15 protein-coding genes and 3 pseudogenes are annotated in these 21,268 nt (G+C 51.1%); all 18 read right to left on the bottom strand.

The window, feature by feature from the left end; genetic code table 11:
- Positions 1-29: 29 nt before the first annotated feature.
- Positions 30-2,671, bottom strand: a pseudogene (gene mutS, locus DW085_RS03450) (DNA mismatch repair protein MutS).
- Positions 2,672-2,773: 102 nt separating this feature from the next.
- Positions 2,774-4,051, bottom strand: a complete 1,278-nt coding sequence (locus DW085_RS03445) for a L,D-transpeptidase family protein (RefSeq protein ID WP_118491366.1) — start codon at positions 4,049-4,051, stop codon at positions 2,774-2,776.
- 13 nt (positions 4,052-4,064) lie between these two features.
- A pseudogene (gene miaB / locus DW085_RS03440) lies at positions 4,065-5,431 on the bottom strand (tRNA (N6-isopentenyl adenosine(37)-C2)-methylthiotransferase MiaB).
- 355 nt (positions 5,432-5,786) lie between these two features.
- Positions 5,787-6,365, bottom strand: a complete 579-nt coding sequence (locus DW085_RS03435) for a 5-formyltetrahydrofolate cyclo-ligase (protein WP_118491364.1) — start codon at positions 6,363-6,365, stop codon at positions 5,787-5,789.
- Between the two features lie 16 nt (positions 6,366-6,381).
- Positions 6,382-6,609, bottom strand: a complete 228-nt coding sequence (locus DW085_RS03430; RefSeq protein ID WP_022359502.1) for a DUF896 domain-containing protein — start codon at positions 6,607-6,609, stop codon at positions 6,382-6,384.
- A 90-nt stretch (positions 6,610-6,699) separates the two neighbouring features.
- A pseudogene (locus DW085_RS03425) lies at positions 6,700-8,338 on the bottom strand (FAD-dependent protein).
- Positions 8,335-9,579, bottom strand: coding sequence for an NAD(P)/FAD-dependent oxidoreductase (locus tag DW085_RS03420; protein ID WP_118491362.1), 1,245 nt, complete (start codon positions 9,577-9,579; stop codon positions 8,335-8,337). The pseudogene DW085_RS03425 and the gene DW085_RS03420 overlap by 4 nt, the downstream one beginning before the upstream one ends.
- An 84-nt stretch (positions 9,580-9,663) precedes the next feature.
- A complete protein-coding gene (locus DW085_RS03415; protein ID WP_106999838.1) occupies positions 9,664-10,041 on the bottom strand; it encodes a hypothetical protein in 378 nt (125 codons plus the stop codon).
- A gap of 75 nt (positions 10,042-10,116) precedes the next feature.
- The gene (locus tag DW085_RS20360; protein WP_347474967.1) at positions 10,117-11,043 is read right to left on the bottom strand and encodes a polysaccharide biosynthesis C-terminal domain-containing protein; all 927 of its coding nucleotides are present in this window, start codon (positions 11,041-11,043) and stop codon (positions 10,117-10,119) included.
- Positions 10,983-11,927: an oligosaccharide flippase family protein gene (locus DW085_RS20355; RefSeq protein ID WP_347474963.1), complete on the bottom strand. Its 945-nt coding sequence runs from the start codon at positions 11,925-11,927 to the stop codon at positions 10,983-10,985. The genes DW085_RS20360 and DW085_RS20355 overlap by 61 nt, the downstream gene beginning before the upstream one ends.
- A complete protein-coding gene (locus DW085_RS03405) occupies positions 11,908-13,047 on the bottom strand; it encodes a DUF3048 domain-containing protein (protein WP_243033925.1) in 1,140 nt (379 codons plus the stop codon). Before DW085_RS03405 ends, DW085_RS20355 begins: the two co-directional genes overlap by 20 nt.
- A 66-nt stretch (positions 13,048-13,113) precedes the next feature.
- Positions 13,114-13,611: an rRNA maturation RNase YbeY gene (ybeY, locus tag DW085_RS03400; protein ID WP_022359625.1), complete on the bottom strand. Its 498-nt coding sequence runs from the start codon at positions 13,609-13,611 to the stop codon at positions 13,114-13,116.
- Positions 13,608-14,642, bottom strand: coding sequence for a PhoH family protein (locus DW085_RS03395; protein ID WP_243033912.1), 1,035 nt, complete (start codon positions 14,640-14,642; stop codon positions 13,608-13,610). The genes ybeY and DW085_RS03395 overlap by 4 nt, the downstream gene beginning before the upstream one ends.
- A complete protein-coding gene (locus DW085_RS03390; protein WP_182430759.1) occupies positions 14,617-15,906 on the bottom strand; it encodes a sporulation protein YqfD in 1,290 nt (429 codons plus the stop codon). The genes DW085_RS03395 and DW085_RS03390 overlap by 26 nt, the downstream gene beginning before the upstream one ends.
- Positions 15,907-15,915: 9 nt before the next feature.
- Entirely contained in the window at positions 15,916-16,086 is a 171-nt protein-coding gene (locus tag DW085_RS19545) for a YabP/YqfC family sporulation protein (protein WP_243033911.1), read from the bottom strand.
- Positions 16,087-16,252: 166 nt separating this feature from the next.
- Positions 16,253-18,127, bottom strand: coding sequence for a DUF6020 family protein (locus tag DW085_RS03380; RefSeq protein ID WP_147353923.1), 1,875 nt, complete (start codon positions 18,125-18,127; stop codon positions 16,253-16,255).
- Between the two features lie 97 nt (positions 18,128-18,224).
- Complete coding sequence (gene rpsU, locus DW085_RS03375) at positions 18,225-18,401, bottom strand: 30S ribosomal protein S21 (RefSeq protein ID WP_003504099.1); 177 nt, start codon at positions 18,399-18,401, stop codon at positions 18,225-18,227.
- A gap of 134 nt (positions 18,402-18,535) precedes the next feature.
- On the bottom strand, positions 18,536-21,145 hold the full coding sequence (alaS, locus tag DW085_RS03370; RefSeq protein ID WP_243033924.1) for an alanine--tRNA ligase: 2,610 nt from the start codon (positions 21,143-21,145) through the stop codon (positions 18,536-18,538).
- Positions 21,146-21,268 lie beyond the last annotated feature (123 nt).

The following is a 21,268-nucleotide window of genomic DNA, read 5'->3' as shown; positions in this document are numbered from 1 at the left end:
TCTCCTCCACATCCTTCCTAAACTCTTTTTTACTGGTGCATCCACCGATTTTTCAGCTTCGCCTGCAGCTTATCTAATGTATTGAGCGCATCCAACGGAGACATCCGGTTTACTTCCAGTTCCATGATCTCCTTGATGATATCGTCCTCATTGACCGTGTCAAAGATCGACATCTGCTGCAGATCTACCTCGTCCGGTTTTGCCACCTTTTTGCGCGTCTGGGTTCCCGGACCATTTTCTGCAATCTCCTTCGCACGCGCTGTAATGTCGGCATCGCTCAATTCTTCCACCAGTTCTTTTGCCCGATCGATGACCGGAGCCGGAACGCCTGCAAGCTTCGCCACCTGGATGCCGTAGCTCTTATCGGCGCCACCCTTCACGATTTTACGCAGGAAGACGATATCGTCGCCCTGTTCCTTGACCGCGATACAGTAGTTGTTGACGCCGCTTAAGGTTCCTTCCAGCTCTGTCAGTTCATGGTAATGTGTCGCAAACAGCGTCTTAGCACCCAGAATCTTCGTATTACTAATATACTCCACAACCGCCCAGGCGATCGAAAGGCCGTCGAAGGTACTCGTACCGCGCCCGATCTCATCGAGAATCAGAAGGCTGTTTTTCGTCGCATTCCGCAGGATATTCGCAACCTCGGTCATCTCCACCATGAAGGTACTCTGACCAGATGCCAGATCATCCGAGGCGCCCACACGGGTAAAAATACGGTCGCAGAGACCGATATCCGCCTCATCCGCCGGGACGAAGCTTCCGATCTGCGCCATCAGCGTGATCAGCGCCGTCTGACGCATATAAGTTGACTTACCAGCCATGTTCGGACCGGTAATGATCGAAATCCGGTTCTTTCCGTTGTCTAAATATGTGTCATTAGCGACAAACATCTCGCCGCCCATCATGCGCTCTACGACCGGATGACGTCCGTTTTTGATGCGGATGATGCCCTTTTCGTTGATATGAGGTTTCACGTAATTGTAACGCGTCGCCACCACCGACAGAGACGCCAGCACATCCGTCATCGCGATCGCACGGGCGGTACTCTGAATCCGGTTTACCTCGCCCGCGATCTGGTCGCGCACCTGGCAGAACAGATCATATTCCAGAGAAACCAGCTTGTCCTCGGCGCGAGAATGATATCTTCCAGCTCTTTCAACCGGTCGGTCGTATAGCGCTCTGCGTTTGTCAGGGTCTGTTTACGGATGAAATAATCCGGCACCAGATCCTTAAAGGAATTAGTCACCTCAAAATAGTAGCCAAATACCTTATTGAACTTGACTTTCAGGTTTTTGATGCCTGTCTTTTCGCGCTCGCTCTGCTCTAACTGTGCCAGCCAGTCTTTTCCTTCTGTCTTTGCATGACGCAGACGGTCTGCCTCCTCATGGTAGCCTTCCTTGATGATGCCGCCCTCGCGCACCGTGATCGGCGGCTCTTCCACGATCGCCTTGTCAATCAGTTCCTTCAAATCTGCCAGCGGATCCAGAGCGGCTTCCAGGTTTTTAAGCAGCTCGCCTGAAAACTCCTTCAAAATCTGTTTGATATACGGAAGCATCGCCAGTGAATTGCCAAACGCGATGAGATCGCGCGGATTTGCCGTCCGGTAACTGATGCGTCCGATCAGACGTTCGAGATCGTAGATCGGATTCAGATATTCGCACAGCTCCTCGCGGCTGATATAGTTCATGTTCAGCTCTTCGATCGCATTCTGGCGGCGCAGGATCTCCTCCCGGCTGATGAGCGGCTGCTCCACAAGTGTCCGCAGCATACGGGCGCCCATCGCCGTTTTCGTCTTATCAAGCACCCAGAGAAGTGTGCCCCGCTTCTGCTTTTCCCGGAGCGTCTCAGTAAGCTCCAGGTTCCGGCGCGTGGACGTATCCAGCATCATAAACTGTCCGGTCGTATAGACAGTCAGGCGCGTCAGGTGTTCCAGTGTATTTTTCTGCGTCTCATACAGATACTGCAGGACAGCGCCCGCCGCAATCGCGCCCGTCTCATAGTCCGCCAGTCCCAACGCTTCCAGGTGCTCTACATGAAAATGTTCCCGCAGGATTCTCCGGCAGGAATCATCAGAAAAGAACCGATTTTCAAGTGCTGAGATCACGGCATTTAACCGTACTTTCAAGTCCTCTAAATCGATTCCTGACATGTAAAAAGCCTCGTTGCAGATAAGCTCCGACGGCGAAAATTTATAAATTTCATCTAACAGACTGCGCTCGTTGCGAACCTCCGTCACAAGATAGTCGCCCGTGCTGACATCAACCGTCGAAACGCCGAATACACCGTCTATGTATACAATTCCCATCAGGTAATTGTTTTTTGATTCCTCCAGAACCTGTGAATTTGTCAGGGTTCCCGGCGTCACCACCCGGATTACCTCCCGCTTCACAAGTCCCTTTGCCTGTTTCGGATCCTCCATCTGCTCTGCGATGGCGACCTTATAGCCCTTCTGGACGAGACGGCTCAAATAACCCTCTACGGCATGATAAGGAACGCCGCACATAGGCGCGCGTTCCTCCAGTCCGCAGTCTTTTCCAGTCAGGGTAAGTTCCAGTTCTTTCGAAACAGTCTGGGCATCCTCAAAAAACATCTCATAGAAATCGCCAAGACGATAAAACAGAATACAGTCCGGATACTGTTTTTTCGTCTCCAGATAATGAGTCATCATTGGTGAAAGTGCCACAATTTACCTCTCTTCATCGCGATCTGCCCGTTTTCCGGCACTTCACTCATCTGAATGCCAGACCGGACAGACCGCTGTCGTTTTATTTTAGTTGAATTTCGGATCCGTCGGATCCCAGGTCTGCTGATCGGAGATCGGTACCAGCTCCGGCTTATCAAATGGAGATGCTACATTGGCATCCTCGTATACCTGTACAGGCGTTCCCAGATGGCAGTTATCATATACCCACTTGGAGTTTCTACAGTTCAGGCGTACACAGCCTAAAGAACGGGAAACACCCAGACCATTATAGCCGACGGTCAGAAGGTTATTCTCATTCGGGGTTGCGTATGTAATCGAATGGAACAGGAATCCCTGTGTGATACGGGTTGCATACTGGGTGTAAGTATCATTTACCATCAGTCTCCAGCGATATTTCTCCGGTGTCTTGAAAGTTCCAATCGGCGTATCATCACCGACGGAGGTCAGCATCGCTTTCACCGGAATAATATATCCGTTATTGCCGTCTTTTGCATAAACCGTCAGGCAGTTCAGTGTCTTATTTACCTTCAGGAGATAATCGGACTGCTTGCCAATCAGGCTGTCTACATCCTGAACCAGACGACCGCAGGAGTCAAAGTAGAACTTGTAACCATCGATATACTGCCAGCCGGTCTTTGCGTAGCCATTTTCAAAATAATAACGTACAAAGTCATCGGAAAGCCAGCCGTTATATACGCTTCCGTCCTCATTGAACATAACCGTTGCATTTTCTGCTACGCTCAGTCTGCTGGAAGCAGCTGATTTGTAGCGCGGTGCTGCACTCTGCGGACCTGCGCTTCCCTTCGGAACTAATACGACTTCAATCGAAAGGATCTTCTCGCCGATATCCACGGTACCAGCCACTTCGCCGTTCTTCGCATATCCCATCTTGCCCTGACCACTGGATGTAACGCTATAGTAAACATCGTACATCTTCTCAGCCTGACCGGAAAGCTGAATCTGGATCGCCTCTACCCAGCTTCCAGAACCAACCACACCGGTCTGGATGCCGTCATGGTACCACCACAGATAACCGCCTGTGTTGGTATATGCACGGTAGGACACGCCGCCGATCCCCTCAAAGTTTTTCAAATCCATCGCAAATGCAGAAATATCGCCTTCCGCATTATACAGATAATTGACGCCGACATGAAGTGCCGTGTTCTCATCCTGCTGCCCGGTTCCCTGGTTGAACTGCTCTGCCGATGTTGACGAACCGGTGTTTGGCATACCGACTGTACCGTTTGCAATGTCATCTGCCGGTCCTGCATATGCGACGGAAGCACTTCCTGCCAGCATGAAGGCTGACAGCAGAACCGTCAATCCTTTATAATGCTTTTTCATAAATTTATCCTCCTTAATCTACCAGGGATCCCATATAGTAAAATCCCTTGGATTCCTTCAGATATACTTTAACAATTTTACCAATCAGCTCTTTTCCACCTGGGAAATGAACGATTGTGTTATTGGACATACGTCCGGTTACCAGTCCCTCCACGTGACTGTCCGGTTCCTCCACCAGAACCTCCTGCACCGTATGGACATCTCGTCCACAGACCTGTGCGGAAATCGCCTGTACCTCTGCGAGCAGACGGTCGAAACGTTCTTTGACAACTTCTTCTGGAACCTGATTTTCCATCGCTGCCGCCGGAGTTCCGGTGCGCTTCGAATAAATAAAGGTAAATGCACTGTCGTAGCGGACTTTCCGCACAACCTCCAGTGTCTCCTCGAAATCTTCCTCCGTCTCTCCCGGAAATCCAACGATGATATCCGTCGTCAGGGAAATATCCGGTACCGCCTTGCGGATGCGCTCTGTCAGTTCCAGATACTGCTCCTTCGTGTAATGGCGGTTCATCTTCTTTAGGATCTCGCTGCTGCCCGACTGAAGCGGCAGATGCAGATGGCGGCAGATCTTCTTGGAAGATGCCATCACTTCGATCAGCTCATCCGACAGATCCTTCGGATGGGAGGTCATGAAACGGATCCGTTTAAGCCCCTCAATCCGCTCTACCCGGCGCAGAAGTTCTGCAAAGGTAATTGGAGATTCCAGGTTCTTTCCGTAGGATTGACATTCTGCCCTAACAGCATGATCTCCACGACGCCGTTCTTAACCAGCTCTTCAATCTCACGGATGATGTCCTCCGGCGCACGGCTGCGCTCGCGTCCGCGCACATACGGGACGATGCAATAGCTGCAGAAATTGTTGCAGCCAAACATGATATTAACGCCAGACTTAAATGTATATTTGCGCTCCGACGGCAGATCCTCAACGATCTTATCAGTTCCTTTCCAGATATCGATGACCATCTTCCCCGTCTCAAAGCGCTGTTCCAGCAGCTCTGCCAGTTTATATACATTGTGTGTGCCGAAAATCAAGTCCACAAAGCGGTAGCTCTTCTTTAATTTCTCTACAACCTCCGGCTCCTGCATCATGCAGCCGCAGAGTGCGATCATCATGTGCGGATTCTTTTTCTTGAGACTGTGAAGATACCCTAAACGTCCATACACGCGCAGGTTCGCATTTTCACGGACTGTACATGTATTGTAGAGGACGAAATCCGATTCCTCACTGGTTCCTTCCACAAATCCTGCTTCCAGCAGAATACCGAGAAGCTTTTCTGAATCGTGTGCATTCATCTGACACCCGAACGTCGAGATAAAGCAGGTCAGCGGACGCCCCAGTTTGTCCGAAATCTCCTGTACCTTCTGGCGGCAGAGTGCCATATAATACTGCTGGCGATCCGGTTCCTGCTGCGGTATACCGCCCACCGGAATCTGACATTTGTCAGACACAAACACGCCTGCTGCGGATTCGGACGAATCGTTTGTATGTAAATCCATAAATTGTATTGCTCCTTACTATTCTTTCATTATCCTAATAATCCTAATATTTCATACATTAGATAATATTACTATATGGCGCTCATTTTCGCAAGTCCCATTCCTGCCAGAATCCTTTCCAGTTTCTTACAAAATATTCCGGTTCATGTATCTGGAAGCAAAAACAGAGTTTACCACACGGCTGCTCTGTTCTTGTATTCCTTTGATATGTTTCTGCTTCGCGCGAGTGCGCCAGACATTACAAAACTTTAATTGTCTGCTCCGGTGTCACAATATATGCCATTTTTTTATCGTGCTTTTCGGTTTCAAATGCCGGAAACAACTGGAATCCATAGCAGATCCCCACCGCCATATGGTCCGGTTCTGCCGCAAAAAAGCGGTCATAATACCCCGCCCCATAACCGATGCGGTTTCCGTCCTTGGAAAACCCTACGCCAGGCGTGATCACCAGCGCTTTCGGCGCATCTGCCTCCTGACATCCGTCCGCCGGTTCCGGGATGCCATATGCCCCCGCCACAAGCTGGCTCCGATCTGTGACATAGAAAAAACGCATCTCACGCCCAAACACCCGCGGCAGCGCTACCCGGCAGCCGCGCTTTAACAGCTCGTCAATCAAATATTCCGTACTTGCCTCACCGCGCACACTCGTATAAACATACACTGCCGTCCCGGCTGATGGAAAGAGGGGGTGGAGACGTTCTAACAACGCCTCATCCCATCGTTGTTTTTCTTCTGGCAGCAGAGTCCGGCGTTTTTGAAGGACATATGCGCGAATCTCCTGTTTTGATATCTGCGATCCAGATGAATGAATAACCATCTCTTCTACCCTTCAATTAATTCTTCGTATCCGTAACGCCGCCGTATTTCTTACCCAGATCCGTAATAGAACCGTCTTTCTCTTTAATCAGTATCGAATTTAACTGTCCTCGCATATTTCCACGGATTGACTCAATGTACTCCTTCCGAAGCGCTGCCTGCTCTTTTTTCTCTTCTTCGGTCAATCCAACTGCCTGGCTCTTATGATATAACGTATTAATACGGTCAATTCTTTCCTGTTTCATCTATCATTTCTCCTCTTATAATGCTTGTTTCTTCGCAGCTACAGGCAGACATCCTTACTATAAAGCCTAAAGCCGCTGAACCATTCTCTCTCACAATTTAATTTTGGGGATAGCATACTTCGCGATAATTGCCTCTGCCGTCTTCATCCCATCCATCGCCGCCGAGGTAATGCCGCCCGCATATCCAGCGCCTTCGCCGCATGGGTAGATGCCCGCGATCGTGCTGCTCTCCATCGTCGCGTGGTCACGCGGAATCCGCAGCGGCGAGGAGGTCCGACTCTCTACTCCGGCAAAAACCGCATCCTCACGGTCAAAGCCATGAATCACATGTCCAAAATGTTCCATTCCCTCTAACATCGCTGCCGAAAGCGCTTCCGGCAGCACCTCCCGCAGATTTCCAAATGCAAACTGTCCTTCAAACTGTGGTGTCACTGCTCCAAATCCCGTTGAAATCCGGTTTTCCCGGAAATCACCATAAAGCTGTACCGGGATTTTTCCGCCGCCGCAGCGGTATGCCGCTTCCTCCAGCTGACGCTGAAACGTCACGCCGCCAAGTGTGCCCGGCTGTGGAAAATCCTCCGGTGTAACGGTCACAATCAGGGCGCTGTTTGCGTTTGCACCGGCACGATCATGGTTGCTCATGCCGTTGATTGCCAGCCGTCCCGGCTCTGAGGATGCATCCACAACAAAGCCGCCCGGACACATACAGAAAGAATACACGCCCCTGCCTCCGGAGGTCTGTGCCGTCAGCTTATAGCTGGCAGCCCCCAGATTCCCGGCTTCTTCCCGTCCGTACTGGCTTAAGTTGATCTGCGTCTGTGGGTGCTGGATCCGCAGTCCCACCGCAAATGCCTTTGCCTGCATGTCGAGCGGTTTCTCTGCCAGCATCGCAAACGTATCGCGGGCGCTATGCCCGATCGCCAACACCAGTGCCGATGCCGGAATCTCCTCCACCGTCCGTCCTGCCTCCGACGTGCCTTTACGGGCACTGACGCGGATGGAACACAAATGACCATTCTGTGTCTCAAAGTCCTCCAGACGGCAGCCAAACCGTACCTCACCGCCCAGACTCTCTATCTCACTTCGAATATTCTTTACCACCGTCCGCAGAACATCCGTTCCAACGTGCGGCTTGTTCACATAGGTAATCGCCGGATCCGCGCCCGCCTGCGCCAAGATTTTCAGCACTTCCTTATTCCGCCCAGACGGATCCTTGACCAGCGTATTCAGCTTCCATCTGAAAACGTACCGGCACCGCCCTCGCCGAACTGCACATTGCACTCCGGATCCAGCGTTCCATCTGTCCAATAGCGTGCAACTGCCTTTGCACGGCTGTCCGCATCCAGCCCCCGTTCCAGAATAAGCGGGCGATATCCGGCACGCGCCAACATCAGACCACAAAACATACCTGCCGGACCAAAGCCCACGATTACCGGTCGTTCCCGAAGCGCTCTATTCCCGGATCAGGCAGGCGGTACGCCTCTTCCTTTCGGATCTGCACATTTACACTGCGCGCACGTTTGACAATCGCCGCCTCTTTCCCTGCCACTGCAACATCTAATGCATATAAATAGTACAGATCTGGCTTTTTGCGCGCATCCAGAGACTGGCGCACCAGCTCCACCGACTGTATCTGATCTGCCGATACTCCCATCATTTTGGCAGTTTTCTTGCGAAGATCCGCCTCACTGTGGCTGACCGGCAGTTTTACCTGATTTACTCGTATCATTTATCTGACTCCCTTCCAGCACATTTTCCAGCTGCTGCGCCGCTGCTCCACGCCCACTGGAGATTATAACCGCCGCAGATGCCATCGACATCCAGAATCTCCCCGGCAAAATATAACCCTTTTACCTTCTTCGATTCCATCGTCTGTGCGTCAACCTCCCGCACATCGACGCCGCCGCAGCAGATCTGTGCCTGTTCAAAGGAATTTGTACCGTTCACGCTGACCTCAAACCGGCAGAGCAGATCCCCCAGCGTCTGAATCTGTGCCTCTGTCAGGCTGCCAACCGTCCGATCTGGCCGGATTCCTGCCTGTTTTAAAAACAGAGCTGCCAGTTTTTTATGTATCCAGCCGGAAAAAAAGTCCTCCACCTGCCGTTCTTTCAGGCGCTCACTCCGCTCTTTTAATATCCGACGTGTCTCCGTTTCCGGGCATTCCGGATAAAAATTGAGTACCGCCCGTACATCCCGTCCCTCATCGAGCGCGCGCGCCGCAAAGCGGCTGACCTGGAAAACCGGAATCCCCGAAATACCATAATCCGTAAGCTGCACCTCGCCCTTGTCCTCCGCCAGCTTTCTGCCATCGCTGTAGAGTATCACAGAGGCATCCGCGCGTACTCCGGCGAGCTGTTTAAAGAACTTTTCCGGGCAACGAAGCTGAACCAGTGCCGGAAGCGGCTTGATGATATGGTGTCCCAGCCGTTTCGCCAGCTTATATCCGCTTCCATCCGAACCTGTACCCGGTGCCGCCTTGCTGCCGCACGCCAGAATCAGCGCCTCGCCTGAAAAGCTCCCCTGGGACGTTTTCACTTCAAACCGACGTTTTGCATCTTCGCGCAGCGTGATCGAGAAAACATCACATTCCGTCACCACCTGAACCGACTCCCGCGCAAGTCCCAGACGGAGTGCATCTAAAACAGCGCTTGCCTGCCCGGAATATGGATACAGATATCCGTCCCGTTCCCGCGTCAAAACGCCGAGATCCTCAAAATATTCCAGTGTCATCGGAAGCGTAAACGCCCCAAGCGCCTTCCATGGAAAATCCGGCTGACCACTGCGGTAGCAGAACGGCTCCTGCAAACGGTTTGAAAGGTTACAGCGTCCATTGCCGGTAGACAGGATCTTCTTGCCGACCCGGTCTTTATGTTCCAGCAGAACCACCTGAGCGCCCTCCCTGGCAGCAAAAATGGCAGCCGTCATTCCGGCTGCTCCCGCTCCCACTATGATTACTTTATTCTGACTCATCCCTATTTCCCTTCCTGACCGTTTGCTTCGTACCGTTCATACGCGGACTTTCTTCTTTGTTTTTTGACTGTATTATAATCACATCTAACTGCTGAAAGACTCCAGATAGTGAAACACATCCGTCATTGTGTCGAACCAGACTCCTTCCAGCAGTTTTTCCTGTTCTTCCACGGAAAATTCTGAGAGCGGCATATGGGTCTGGAAACAGACTTCGCCGCTTGTTCCGTCAAAGATAAGCAGCATCCCATCCTCCGCCGTCAGACAATAGCCGGATTGTTTCTCCGCCACTTCCGGTTCCGGGTTCAGAACCGCATTATTCTCCGGCATCCGCTCTGACTCATACACGCGCCCCGGTACCGGTTCCGCCCGCCGTGGACGGTACCACCAGAGCCCTGCCGCCAGAAGCAGAAGCATTGCAAAACAAAAAAGCGCCGCAAACAGTATTCCCTGATATTTTCTCATAATAAGGATACCTCCTGTTGTGTATCCTTATTATTCACTTTTTTCTAAATTTTAATCATAACTAAATTTCTAACCCTACATCAGATGCAGCTTCCGGCAGATGCGTGTGAGTTTCCGTCCCATCGGCATTGAATACATCTCATCTTCCTCGATACAGTGCAGCTTGATAAGAAGCACGCCATATACCGCGACCGCCACAAGCACCGCCAGCAGCGTTCCCAGCACATTGCTGTGGATCACCAGCGTAACCCCACGGTACACGCCATATGCCGCCGCGCCCATAAATGCTGCGCTGATTGCCGGCAGCAGGAAGGTCTTGACCATCTCCTGGCGGTAACCGAGTGTGTTGCGGATCGCGATCGCATTTAAAATGCACATAAAGAGCGCAAATAAAATACTTGCAAATACCATACTGTAGATACCCATATTGAAGATCATCAGCATAATATACAGCGCAATCACGTGTAATGCCAACGAAATCAGGGCGTTCCGCACCGGAACATTCATCCGGTTCAGTCCCTGTAAGATTGCATTGGTAACCGTCGAAAGCGACAGGAAGATAACGGCTGAAGCGCCAATCATCATCATACGGATCGCTTCCGCATTGTTGCCGCCACGGAATAACAGGTTATTGACCGGCGCTGAAAGTACCGTCAGCCCCACCGCCGACGGAATCGCAATCAGCATAGCAAACCGGATCGCAAGGGCTGTCTTCTCAATCGCCGCCTTTCGGTCCTTACGCGCTATTGCACCGGACAGCGAAGGAATCAGCGACGAGGACAGTGAGTTCGCCATCGCAAGCGGGACATGTACCAGCAGCATATATTTGTTGTTGTAGATACCCCAGAGGGCTAAAAACTCTTTGCCGCGTCCCAGCGACTCCATGCCGTGCGCCATGATACCGTTGTCAATAACCGAGTTAATATTGTAAACACCCGAGCTTACGATAACCGGAATAACGGTAAAGAAGAAGATTCTCGAAATCTGACGGTAGGAATCCACACTACCGCTCCGATCCTTGGCAATCCGCCGTTTTGCCGTCGGACGGTAGAGTAAAAACAATACCAGCACAAATAACAGGCTGCAAACGCGCCGCTTCCTGTGCCGATCGTACCGCCTGCCGCGCCAAATGCCTGTGCATATCCATCTTTTCCATATACTTTCGCTGTATCCAGTCCCACCTTGAAAAGGACGCTGGCGGCCACCACACTGATAATCGCGTTGACCACCTGCTCCAGGATCTGGGAGATCGCCGTCGGAATCATCGTTCCATGTCCCTGGAAATAACCGCGCAGCACGCCCAGATACGCCATGATCCAGATCGTTGGCGCAAGTGTGCGGAGTGCATACACGCAGAACGGCGTGTTAAACAAGGTCGTTGCAAAAAAGCCTGCAAAATTCCAGGTAATAAAGCATGCCAGACCACCTACGACCGTCGCATAGACAAGCGCCGCCCGCAGAACACGGTTCATATTGCGGTACTGCCCTTTCGCAAGGCGGGCCGCTACCATCTTCGACACCGCCAGAGGCAGACTGTACGATGAAAGGATCAGCATGATATTATATACGTTGAATGCCGTCGAATAATATCCCATGCCCTCATCGCCGATGATATTCGTCATCGGGACGCGGTACAGAATACCGATCAGACGCACAATGATACCGGCAGCCGCCAGGATCGTACCCTGAATGACAAAATTTTCTTTCTTCACCGGAACCGCTTCCGGCTTCCGGCTGCTTCCTGACCGGTTACGGCTTCTGCCCGCACTTTCCCGGCTGCCTCCAGCTGCTTCTTCTCTACGTCCTGCCGTGCGCTGCCGGCTGATTATCTCTCTTTCTTTCTCTTCCCGCATTCCGGGTTTTCTTCTACTCCGTCTGTTCTCCATAGAATTCCGCCTTATCCATACGGTCATTCGGAAGGATGCAGACCCAGGTCTTGCCCGGATTCAGCTTGATTTCCTGACCGTCCATATCGTAATACTTTGTGACGCCGTAAGCGCCGTCTTTTTCCCAACGAATCAGAATGCCGTGTCCATTTGTAAAATAATACCCCGTCGCCGGTGTATGGACATCAATATCCAGATATTCCGTCGGTTTATAATATTTCCACAAACAGTATTGGAAAATAATATTTTTAACCGCTATCTGTCCTTCATCTCCCATATGCGGACCGCCATACTGATACCGGTAGTACAGCCCGTCCTCCGGGTGATACTCAAACCAGGGATTGCTTAACTGATAACCTGGCACTACTTTGGCCGCTGCGATACCATCCTCAAAGCACACCGGCGCACTCTCCGGCGCAAAAGTATAATGCCCCTCATAGCTCTCCGGATACGCATCCGCATAACCGCTCGCCTCGATCGCCTGGCGCAGCTTTGGTCCCGATGCATAGGCATTGTGCGGGGTCTTCCGATCCTTGGTCCGGAAATACGCAGATGCCCCATTGCCTTTGATTCCATCTAAATGTTCCATCTGCTCCAGATACGGAAGTGCAAACGTATTCTGCCCATAATGTGCATAGACCGCCTCAAATTCCCTTGCAAAAAAAGTATAGTATGGGCGGCAGCTCCGGACGGAACCGATCCGGTCCAGATCGTCATAGTCCTCTATCAGTGCCATATAACGATTCATGTTGCCTTCCACCGGTGCCTCATAGACCACTCCGGCATGGTTGATGCCATACTGCGGAAGCGCCGCCTTGTCATTGCTCATCATGATTGCGAGCGGACGGCGGTTCGCCTTTGCGACATCCGTCCATTCCCCGGTCAGATAACTCTGTATCTTCCCGTCTTTTTCGTAACGTCCCTCCGGCTCTGCTTCCGGCTGCGTTTCGGCCTCCGTCTCTGTATTTAAGGACAGCTCACGTGTCTCCTCCTGTGTCTCTGCTGCAGTTACCGATATTTCTTTGTGAGCCGAACAGCCTGACAGCCAGCAGACTGCCATCAGAGTCAGTGCCAGTGCCTTATTTTCCAACTGTTTTTTTTCATTCCGCACTTCCCCCATCACATCCCCATATGCCTCATTTCCCGAATGGGCTCTCCCCTTTCCCTCCGGTTCTTTTCTCTGCTTTTAGCGCGTATACCCTTTGCCAGCCAGGATTTCCTCCTGTTTTTTCTCCATCACAAGGCGTTCGTCATCTTCCATATGATCGTAACCGCACAGGTGCAGCATACTGTGTGCCACCAGGAACGCCAGTTCGCGCTCCTTAGAATGACCGTATTTCTCCGCCTGCTCGTCTACCTTATCGATCGAGATCACGATATCGCCCAGAAGAAGTTCGCCCGTCTCCGGGTTAAAATAGTCCTCTGACTGCTCTTCCAACCGTTCAAAATCGGACGGCACATCGTAATCACCCATCGGAAAAGAGAGGACGTCGGTTGCCCGGTCGATTCCTCGGAATTCCTTATTAATACGATGAATCTCCTCATCATTTGTCAGGACTACATTGACCTCCGCCTCATACGGGCATTTTTCATAATCGAGTGCCGCAACCACGATCTCCTCGATGATCGGCCGGTAATCTATCTCCCACTCCCGCTCTGCTTCATATTCGATCTGGATTGTCATCTGTTCTTTCTTCCTCCATCTTTCCGGTCACGCGTCCCGGAACTATTTCTCCGGAAACCGCGGGACGCATCCGCATCTTTTTTCTCATACGCATCGTATGCCTCTACGATCTTCTGTACCAGCGGATGGCGGACTACATCGCTGCTGGTCAGATAGCAGAAACCAATATCGTCAATTTTCTTGAGTACATGAATCGCCGTATCCAGTCCGGACGCAGCTCCGGCAGGCAGATCCTTTTGCGACTGGTCGCCCGTCACAATCACCTTGGAACCAAAGCCGATACGTGTCAGGAACATCTTCATCTGTGCCGGGGTCGTATTCTGCGCCTCATCGAGAATGATGAACGCATTATCCAGGGTACGACCACGCATGTACGCAAGCGGCGCCACCTCAATCAAGCCCTTCTCAGAATTGTGCAGGTAACTTTCTGCCCCCATAATCTGATACAGCGCATCGTAAAGCGGACGCAGGTACGGATCGATCTTGCTCTGCAGATCGCCCGGCAGAAAACCCAGTTTTTCCCCCGCCTCGATCGCCGGACGCGTCAGGATGATCCGGCTTACCTCGCCACTCTTAAATGCTTGTATCGCCATCGACATCGCCAGATACGTTTTTCCGGTACCCGCCGGACCGATGCCAAATACAATCATCTTCTTGCGGATCAGGTCCACGTACTGTTTCTGTCCCATCGTCTTCGGTTTGACCGGCTTGCCCGTGATCGTCCGGCAGATGATATCCTTATCGATCTCGAGAATCTGATCGTCCTTCTCCGTGAAGGACAGCGACAGGGCGTAATCAACATTCTGCTCGGTAATGGTATTGCCGCGCCTGGAAAGCTCTAACAGATTGTTGAACACACTCTTCGCCTGCCGGATCGTCTGCTCCGGACCGATGATTTTCAGCGCGCCGTCGCGTGTGATCATCGTCACGTGCAACGTCCGCTCAATCTTTTTCAGATACGCGTCAAACTGTCCGCATACATTCCGCTCATGTTCCATCGGAATATCAATCATTGTCTCTATTATGCTCATTCCTTTGCTGTTCTCCTTGTGTCACAACTTGAATCGGCTCCTCCGTCTGAAGCCGTACCTCAAAATGGCAGACTCCGCCATTTATTAGTATTCTACCATCACTTGCCATAATATGTACACCTTTTTCGATCAATTTTTCTTCCGTCTCCTTTTGAAATGCCGCTGACAGCGCCGCAAGCTCTGGTTCTGTATACCTTTTTTCGCAGACAGACGTCTCCCGGTACTCACTCCACCCGACAGAAAGCGGCAGATAAAAATCAAGCGGGAGCCGCAATTTCCGGTACTCCGTCCGGATCGTCCAGGCAGGTTTCATCCGCCTGCTTCGTCTGAAAAATCCCCACCGCTCCGCCACATCGAATGTATGTTCTATCATATCGTAAAATTCTGGAATTTTCCAGTAAAATGTGTGTGTTCCTGCTTCCAAAGCAATTCCGTATCGTTTCTTTCCCGTTTCCGTCCGCATTTCCCTCCAGAGCGGAAGCTCCTTTCTCCCGACCCGCTCCCGGATCCCATATATATCCGCATCCGCCCGCACCCGGTAAGAGGAAATTTCTTCGCCTCCATCATCTGTGATCGGCACCGTTCCCGACACCAGAAGCTGCCCCTTTTCCACCGTATCTCCCGCCTGCACAAGCGGGATTCCGCTCCGGACGACTACCGACGTGATCCGCGCGTCGGATGCCGCCGCCAGATCGCACGCCTCGCCGGACTCCACTTCCTGACGGACCGGAACCTCGCTCTCCCGCAGGCGGATGAAAAGGCGCGTCCCATGCAGGCGCACCGACACCCAGGTGATATCTTCAAATGACTCCCGCAGTTCTTCCTCCAGCCTCGCACAAGAAATCCGCTTCTTGGGAATTCCCTCTTCAATCTGCAGCGTCTGGAGGTAATGATTCAGCTCACTTTCGGTATAACGCCGGTTTCCACTCCAGTCGATCTCCCAGACAAATTGTGCCAGAAACAATAATAACAGAAAAAAAAGGACGAAGCTGACCGCCCACCCTTTCCGTTTCCGGTTCCGCCAGAGAAACACCGGCAGTCCACGCTTTTCAACGATATGCAGACGGACTCCCGCTTTTCTTGCCAGTGGCGCACACCGCTTAAAATCGCGGATTTCCATATAAAACAGCAGATTTTCCTGCTCTTTTTTTACCTGCCAGACATTTAAACCTGCCAGTGTACAAAGATTCAGGAATCTCTCCGGGGAGGTGCCGCGCATGTTAAGCCGCACTATCCCATGTAGAAGGTGCCTTACCTTCGCCATACTCATTCCTCACAGCACCCCAAATTCGACAGACACAATCTGCCCCGTGACCCGCAGATTGTCGCGGTCATAATACTCAATCGAAAGCCCTTTCCCCTTGATAGTAAGCCGGAGGTTCTTTCCCGTCAGCCGCAGCATTTCGTCGGAAAAAAAGAGAATGCTCCTGTAATTTTCTACCACAGCCGCCCGACTGCCGGTAAATACAGAAGCATCTCTCCGAGAACGACGTCCTCCGGCAGATGAAGTGCCGAAACGATCGCTTTTTTCTGTCTGCCAAACAAGCGCCTACCGCCTATTTCATTGTTATTATCTAATATATGTAGGAAAGCAGAAACTATGCCGTTTACTATTTTCCCGTCAAACCCACTATCATTTCCAGCATCCGCGGCACACAGTAAATCAACGGCAATGCATACCGCAGGGAAACCACCGGTCCCAGCAGAAGTGTTCCCCAGCAGCCTAGCAGAAGCATCAGCGGAATGATCTCATACGCCCGGTGCTTCCAGACTGCAAATCCTGCCGCAAACAGCATCAGCCAGAACGGAAATGCCTGATTGAGAAGCACCGACAGCACCGGAACCGACTGGAATGCGGGTGTCAGTGTCGCCTCCCTCAACCAGTCCGAAAGCGCCTGAAAATGGCTGTTACGCGTGATATGCAGGATATTTAAATTACCTTCCAAGTATGCCCCATCGTATAAAATATAGCTGATCCAGTACTGGCTGTCTCCCATATACCAGTACCCCCAGTTCCCCATCAGAAATGAATCCAGATAAATACCCGGATGGCGCTTCCCGATTTCCGCCCAGGTCCGCACGAAACGTCCCATATCTGCCTGCATCACTTCCGTATGGAATCCATTTTTCACTGGATCCGCATTGACACGGACATACTCACTGAGCGCCTGCGGGTCAATCAGCGTCTCGATATATTCCTTTTCCTCCGGCGTCAATTTCTCCGGAACTTCATGATACATGCGCGCCAGCTGCTGCATCGGCACGCACAGCATCTCCCTCGCATCGCCCTTTCCCACGCCGAACGCCGTTGGAATCGGACCGGATAAAACATACCATAAAGCTGCCACCAGCAGAGATGCCCCGATAAACCAGTTTCTGCGATACACTTTTTTTCGTAAAAACAGGCAGACTGCCAAAACAAAAAACAAGAACACATAGATTCCCTGATTCCGGAACAGGCACATGAAAAACACACTCACAAAAAAGAGCAGCCAATCACCCGTCTTTCCCACTTCTTTCCGAGATCCTGTTCCGTTCGGATTTTTCTCTTTATCCAGCTCTCTTTCTTTATCCAAATCCTCTTTCTTCTGGCACATTCCCCGCCAAAAATGCTCCGGATCCTCCGCCAGACAACATGCCGTATCAAATGCCAGCAGAAAAAATGCGCCAAAGAGCACATCCTTCGTCGTGACAAAGGAAAAGACCGTCAGATACGGATTCAGGATCCAGAACGTCCACGAAGCAACGCAGAGCCATCGCGGTGCCCGCCGCGCTTTCATCCGGCACAGACACAGGGAAAATACCGCACTCATAAAAAACGACTGCGACAGCGCATACAGCGCCATCCCTGCCTGATAGGTATGGAACAGACGCCCCGCAATCTTCATGCAGAGTCCCAGATATAGCGTGTGAATTAATGGATGGTGGGTTGTCAGCGGCAGTTTTCCATAAAACTGAAGGAGCTGCGCGGACGCATCGTAAGAATAAATGCCCGGATAAACCGCCAGAAAAACCGGAAGATAGACGCACCAGGAGAGAAACATCCATTTCAGCCATGTCCCCAAATCCGAATTTTTCGCTGCGCGCTGTTTCGCTTCCCGTCCCTGGCTTTCCACATCGCGGCTGCTTCCCTGGTCTTCGCAGTCTTTCCCCCTCCGTGCTTGCGTCCGTTTCTGGCAACTGTTCACAGGCAGGAATTCTCTGAACTGAAAATCCCGTATCTCAGACCAGCCACGCCCCAAAGCATCCAGTCCCACACAAATCGCCCAGACCATCACCGTCATACACACCGCCCAGCCCGCCAACTGTCCCAAAAACTGTCCCGCCGTCCGGTAAATCAGCTCATTGCGGCTGTAACGGATTCCCAGAAGAATCATCAGCCCCATCAAAACACCAAGCACAAGGCTGACTGCTGCCAGGCGCCGATCCGCAATATATTGTTTCAATCCCTTTCCCCGTCTCTCATTTTCCTGCTTCTCTCTCATGCCCCTCACTCCATCATCCGCCACATCGCATTTCTTCTCTTTCTCCTATTGCACAAAAAAGTCCTGGTTCATATGAAAACCAGGACTTTTGCGTTACTTAATTGTATTTGCGTTTTCTAGCAGCTTCGGATTTCTTTTTACGACGAACGCTCGGTTTCTCGTAATGCTCTCTTTTCCGAATCTCCTGCTGGATACCAGCCTTAGCACAGTTTCTTTTGAATCTGCGTAAAGCGCTGTCCAGACTCTCGTTATCTTTAACGATTACATTTGACATAGCTCACACCTAACCTCCCTCCAGTTGTGTAATAAGTGCATATTAATACAACTGTATGGGTATTTTTTTAGCACTAAAAAGATTATATCATAAAATGATACGTCAACAACATTTTACATTTTTTTATGATTTTTTTATTTTACTTGCTCTGCTACTACTTCTGCCGCTTTTTCAAGGGCTGCTGCAATACCAGACGGATTCTTTCCGCCAGCCTGTGCCATGTTCGGACGGCCACCGCCGCCGCCGCCGACAAGACCTGCGATTGCTTTGATTAAGTTTCCAGCATGTGCACCCTTCTTCATCGCACCGTCAGTTACAGAAGCCATCAGGCTTACCTTGCCATCCAGAGTAGATGCAATCAGAACAACGCCGTCGCCCAGCTTCTCTTTCAGCTGATCGCCCAGATTACGCAGACCGTTCATGTCTACATCCTTAACCTCAACTGCCAGCAGCTTCACGCCGTTTACATCCTGTACCTGGTTCATAACATCGCCCAGAGAGTCGTTCGCCAGCTTACTTTTTAACTTCTCGTTCTCTGCGTGCAGAGTCTTGATCTCCTCTAACATGGACTCAATCTTGCTGCTCAGTGACGCCGGAGTGGTCTTTGCCAGTTTCGCCGCCTCATGCAGCTCATTCTCTACCTCTTTGTAGTGGTTCATCAAACCGGTGGAGGTCAGCGCCTCGATACGGCGGACGCCTGCTGCAATACCAGCCTCAGAGAGAATCTTGAAGGATGCAATTGTGCCTGTGTTGGATACGTGTGTACCGCCGCAAAGCTCGGTGGAGAAATCTCCCATCTTGACAACACGGACTTTCTCGCCGTACTTCTCGCCAAACAGTGCCATCGCGCCCGTCTTCTTTGCCTCATCCAAGGACATAACATCGGTTACAACCGGCAGGGATGCTGCAATCTCATCATTTACAATCTTTTCAACCTTCTCTATCTCCTCTGGAGTCATCGCAGAGAAATGAGTAAAGTCGAAACGCAGACGGTCACGGGTTACCAGGGAACCAGCCTGCTCTACATGGCTACCAAGTACGGTACGCAGCGCTTTATGAAGCAGATGGGTTGCGGAATGGTTGCGGGAAGTCAGTTCACGGTTTTCCTTGTCAACCGACATGGTTACTTTTTCTCCCACCTCGAACATACCCTTTACTACAACACCGACATGACCGATCTTGCCACCCTGTAAATGAATGGTATCTTTTACTTCAAACACAGAGCCGTCCGGAGCGGTAATCTGACCGAAGTCACCCTCCTGGCCACCCATGGTTCCGTAGAACGGGGTTTCCTTGGTAATAATTGTACCAGTCTGACCGTCAGTCAGTGCCTCTACAATCTCATCCTCGGTCGTCAGAACGGAAATCTCGGATTCCGCTGTCAGACGATCATAGCCGATAAACTCAGTTGTAATAGCCGGATCGATGGACTGGTATACCGTAACATCCGCGCCCATATAGTTAGTCGTCTTTCTTGCCGCTCTCGCCTGTTCTTTCTGGCGTTTCATCGCTGCGTTGAAGCCGTCCTCATCGATACCGAGGCTCTTCTCCTCGAGAATCTCACGGGTTAAATCGATCGGGAATCCATACGTATCGTAGAGCTTGAATGCGTTGTCGCCGGACAGCACTTTCTCGCCCTTCTTGTTCATATCTTCTTCCATATCAGCAAGGATCGCAAGACCCTGATCAATGGTCCTGTTGAACTTATCCTCTTCCTCCGAAAGAACCTTGAAAATCATCGCGCTCTTCTCTTCCAGTTCCGGATAACCATCCTTGGAAAGGTCGATAACGGTGCGGGACAGAGCTGCTAAGAACTCACCCTCGATGCCAAGTTTTTTGCCATGGCGTGCTGCACGGCGCAGAAGGCGGCGCAGAACATATCCGCGTCCCTCGTTGGATGGCATAATGCCATCGGAAATCATGAAGGTGCAGGACTTGATATGATCCGCTACAATACGCAGAGAAATATCGGTCTCATGATCTTTCTGATATTCGGTATGTGCCAGCTCGCAGACACGGTCTAACAGAGCTTTGTTGGTATCAACCGTAAACAAGGAATCTACATCCTGTACGATCACTGCCAGACGCTCCAGACCCATTCCGGTATCAATGTTCTTGTGCTCCAGCTCGGTGTAGTTGCCGTGACCGTCGTTGTTAAACTGGGAGAATACATTGTTCCATACCTCCATGTAACGGTCACACTCGCAGCCTACCGTGCATCCCGGTTTGCCGCAGCCGTATTTCTCACCGCGGTCATAGTAAATCTCAGAACACGGACCGCACGGACCAGCGCCATGCTCCCAGAAGTTATCCTCTCTGCCAAAGCGGAAAATACGCTCTGCCGGAATACCCATCTCTTTGTTCCAGATATCAAATGCCTCGTCATCGCTCTCGAACACAGACGGATAGAGGCGATCCGGATCAAGTCCGACAACCTCGGTTAAAAATTCCCAGGACCAGTGAATCGCTTCCTCTTTGAAATAATCACCGAAGGAGAAGTTGCCAAGCATCTCAAAAAAGGTACCATGACGGGCAGTCTTACCGATATTCTCGATATCGCCGGTACGAATACATTTCTGACAGGTACATACTCTTGTTCTCGGCGGAATCTCCTGACCCGTAAAATATGGCTTTAACGGAGCCATACCAGAGTTGATAAGCAGAAGGCTGTTATCATTATGCGGAACCAGAGAGAAACTCTTCATTGCCAGATGTCCCTTGCTCTCAAAAAAGTCTAAGAACATCTTTCTAAGTTCGTTCACACCGTATTTTTTCACGTTGCTTCCTCCTATAGTTACTTCTATTTAAGTAAAATTTTCCTCATTCTTTATATCCTATCATAGGAATTTACATTTCGCAAGAGGTTT

The organism is Clostridium sp. AF50-3 (assembly GCF_003477445.1).
GTDB lineage: Bacteria > Bacillota > Clostridia > Lachnospirales > Lachnospiraceae > Otoolea > Otoolea fessa.
This window is presented reverse-complemented; position numbering and strand designations above follow the sequence as displayed.

Bases quoted from the DNA above. Each gene is read 5' to 3' on its own strand.
- ybeY (WP_022359625.1), bottom strand. From the start codon at position 13,611: ATGACAATCCAGATCGAATATGAAGCAGAGCGGGAGTGGGAGATAGAT.
- DW085_RS03395 (WP_243033912.1), bottom strand. From the start codon at position 14,642: ATGAGCATAATAGAGACAATGATTGATATTCCGATGGAACATGAGCGG.
- rpsU (WP_003504099.1), bottom strand. From the start codon at position 18,401: ATGTCAAATGTAATCGTTAAAGATAACGAGAGTCTGGACAGCGCTTTA.
- DW085_RS03420 (WP_118491362.1), bottom strand. From the start codon at position 9,579: ATGAGTCAGAATAAAGTAATCATAGTGGGAGCGGGAGCAGCCGGAATG.
- DW085_RS03445 (WP_118491366.1), bottom strand. From the start codon at position 4,051: ATGAAAAAGCATTATAAAGGATTGACGGTTCTGCTGTCAGCCTTCATG.
- DW085_RS03415 (WP_106999838.1), bottom strand. From the start codon at position 10,041: ATGAGAAAATATCAGGGAATACTGTTTGCGGCGCTTTTTTGTTTTGCA.
- DW085_RS03430 (WP_022359502.1), bottom strand. From the start codon at position 6,609: ATGAAACAGGAAAGAATTGACCGTATTAATACGTTATATCATAAGAGC.
- alaS (WP_243033924.1), bottom strand. From the start codon at position 21,145: ATGTTCTTAGACTTTTTTGAGAGCAAGGGACATCTGGCAATGAAGAGT.
- DW085_RS03380 (WP_147353923.1), bottom strand. From the start codon at position 18,127: ATGAGAGAGAAGCAGGAAAATGAGAGACGGGGAAAGGGATTGAAACAA.
- DW085_RS03390 (WP_182430759.1), bottom strand. From the start codon at position 15,906: ATGGCGAAGGTAAGGCACCTTCTACATGGGATAGTGCGGCTTAACATG.
- DW085_RS03405 (WP_243033925.1), bottom strand. From the start codon at position 13,047: ATGGGGGAAGTGCGGAATGAAAAAAAACAGTTGGAAAATAAGGCACTG.
- DW085_RS20355 (WP_347474963.1), bottom strand. From the start codon at position 11,927: ATGGAGAACAGACGGAGTAGAAGAAAACCCGGAATGCGGGAAGAGAAA.
- DW085_RS03435 (WP_118491364.1), bottom strand. From the start codon at position 6,365: ATGGTTATTCATTCATCTGGATCGCAGATATCAAAACAGGAGATTCGC.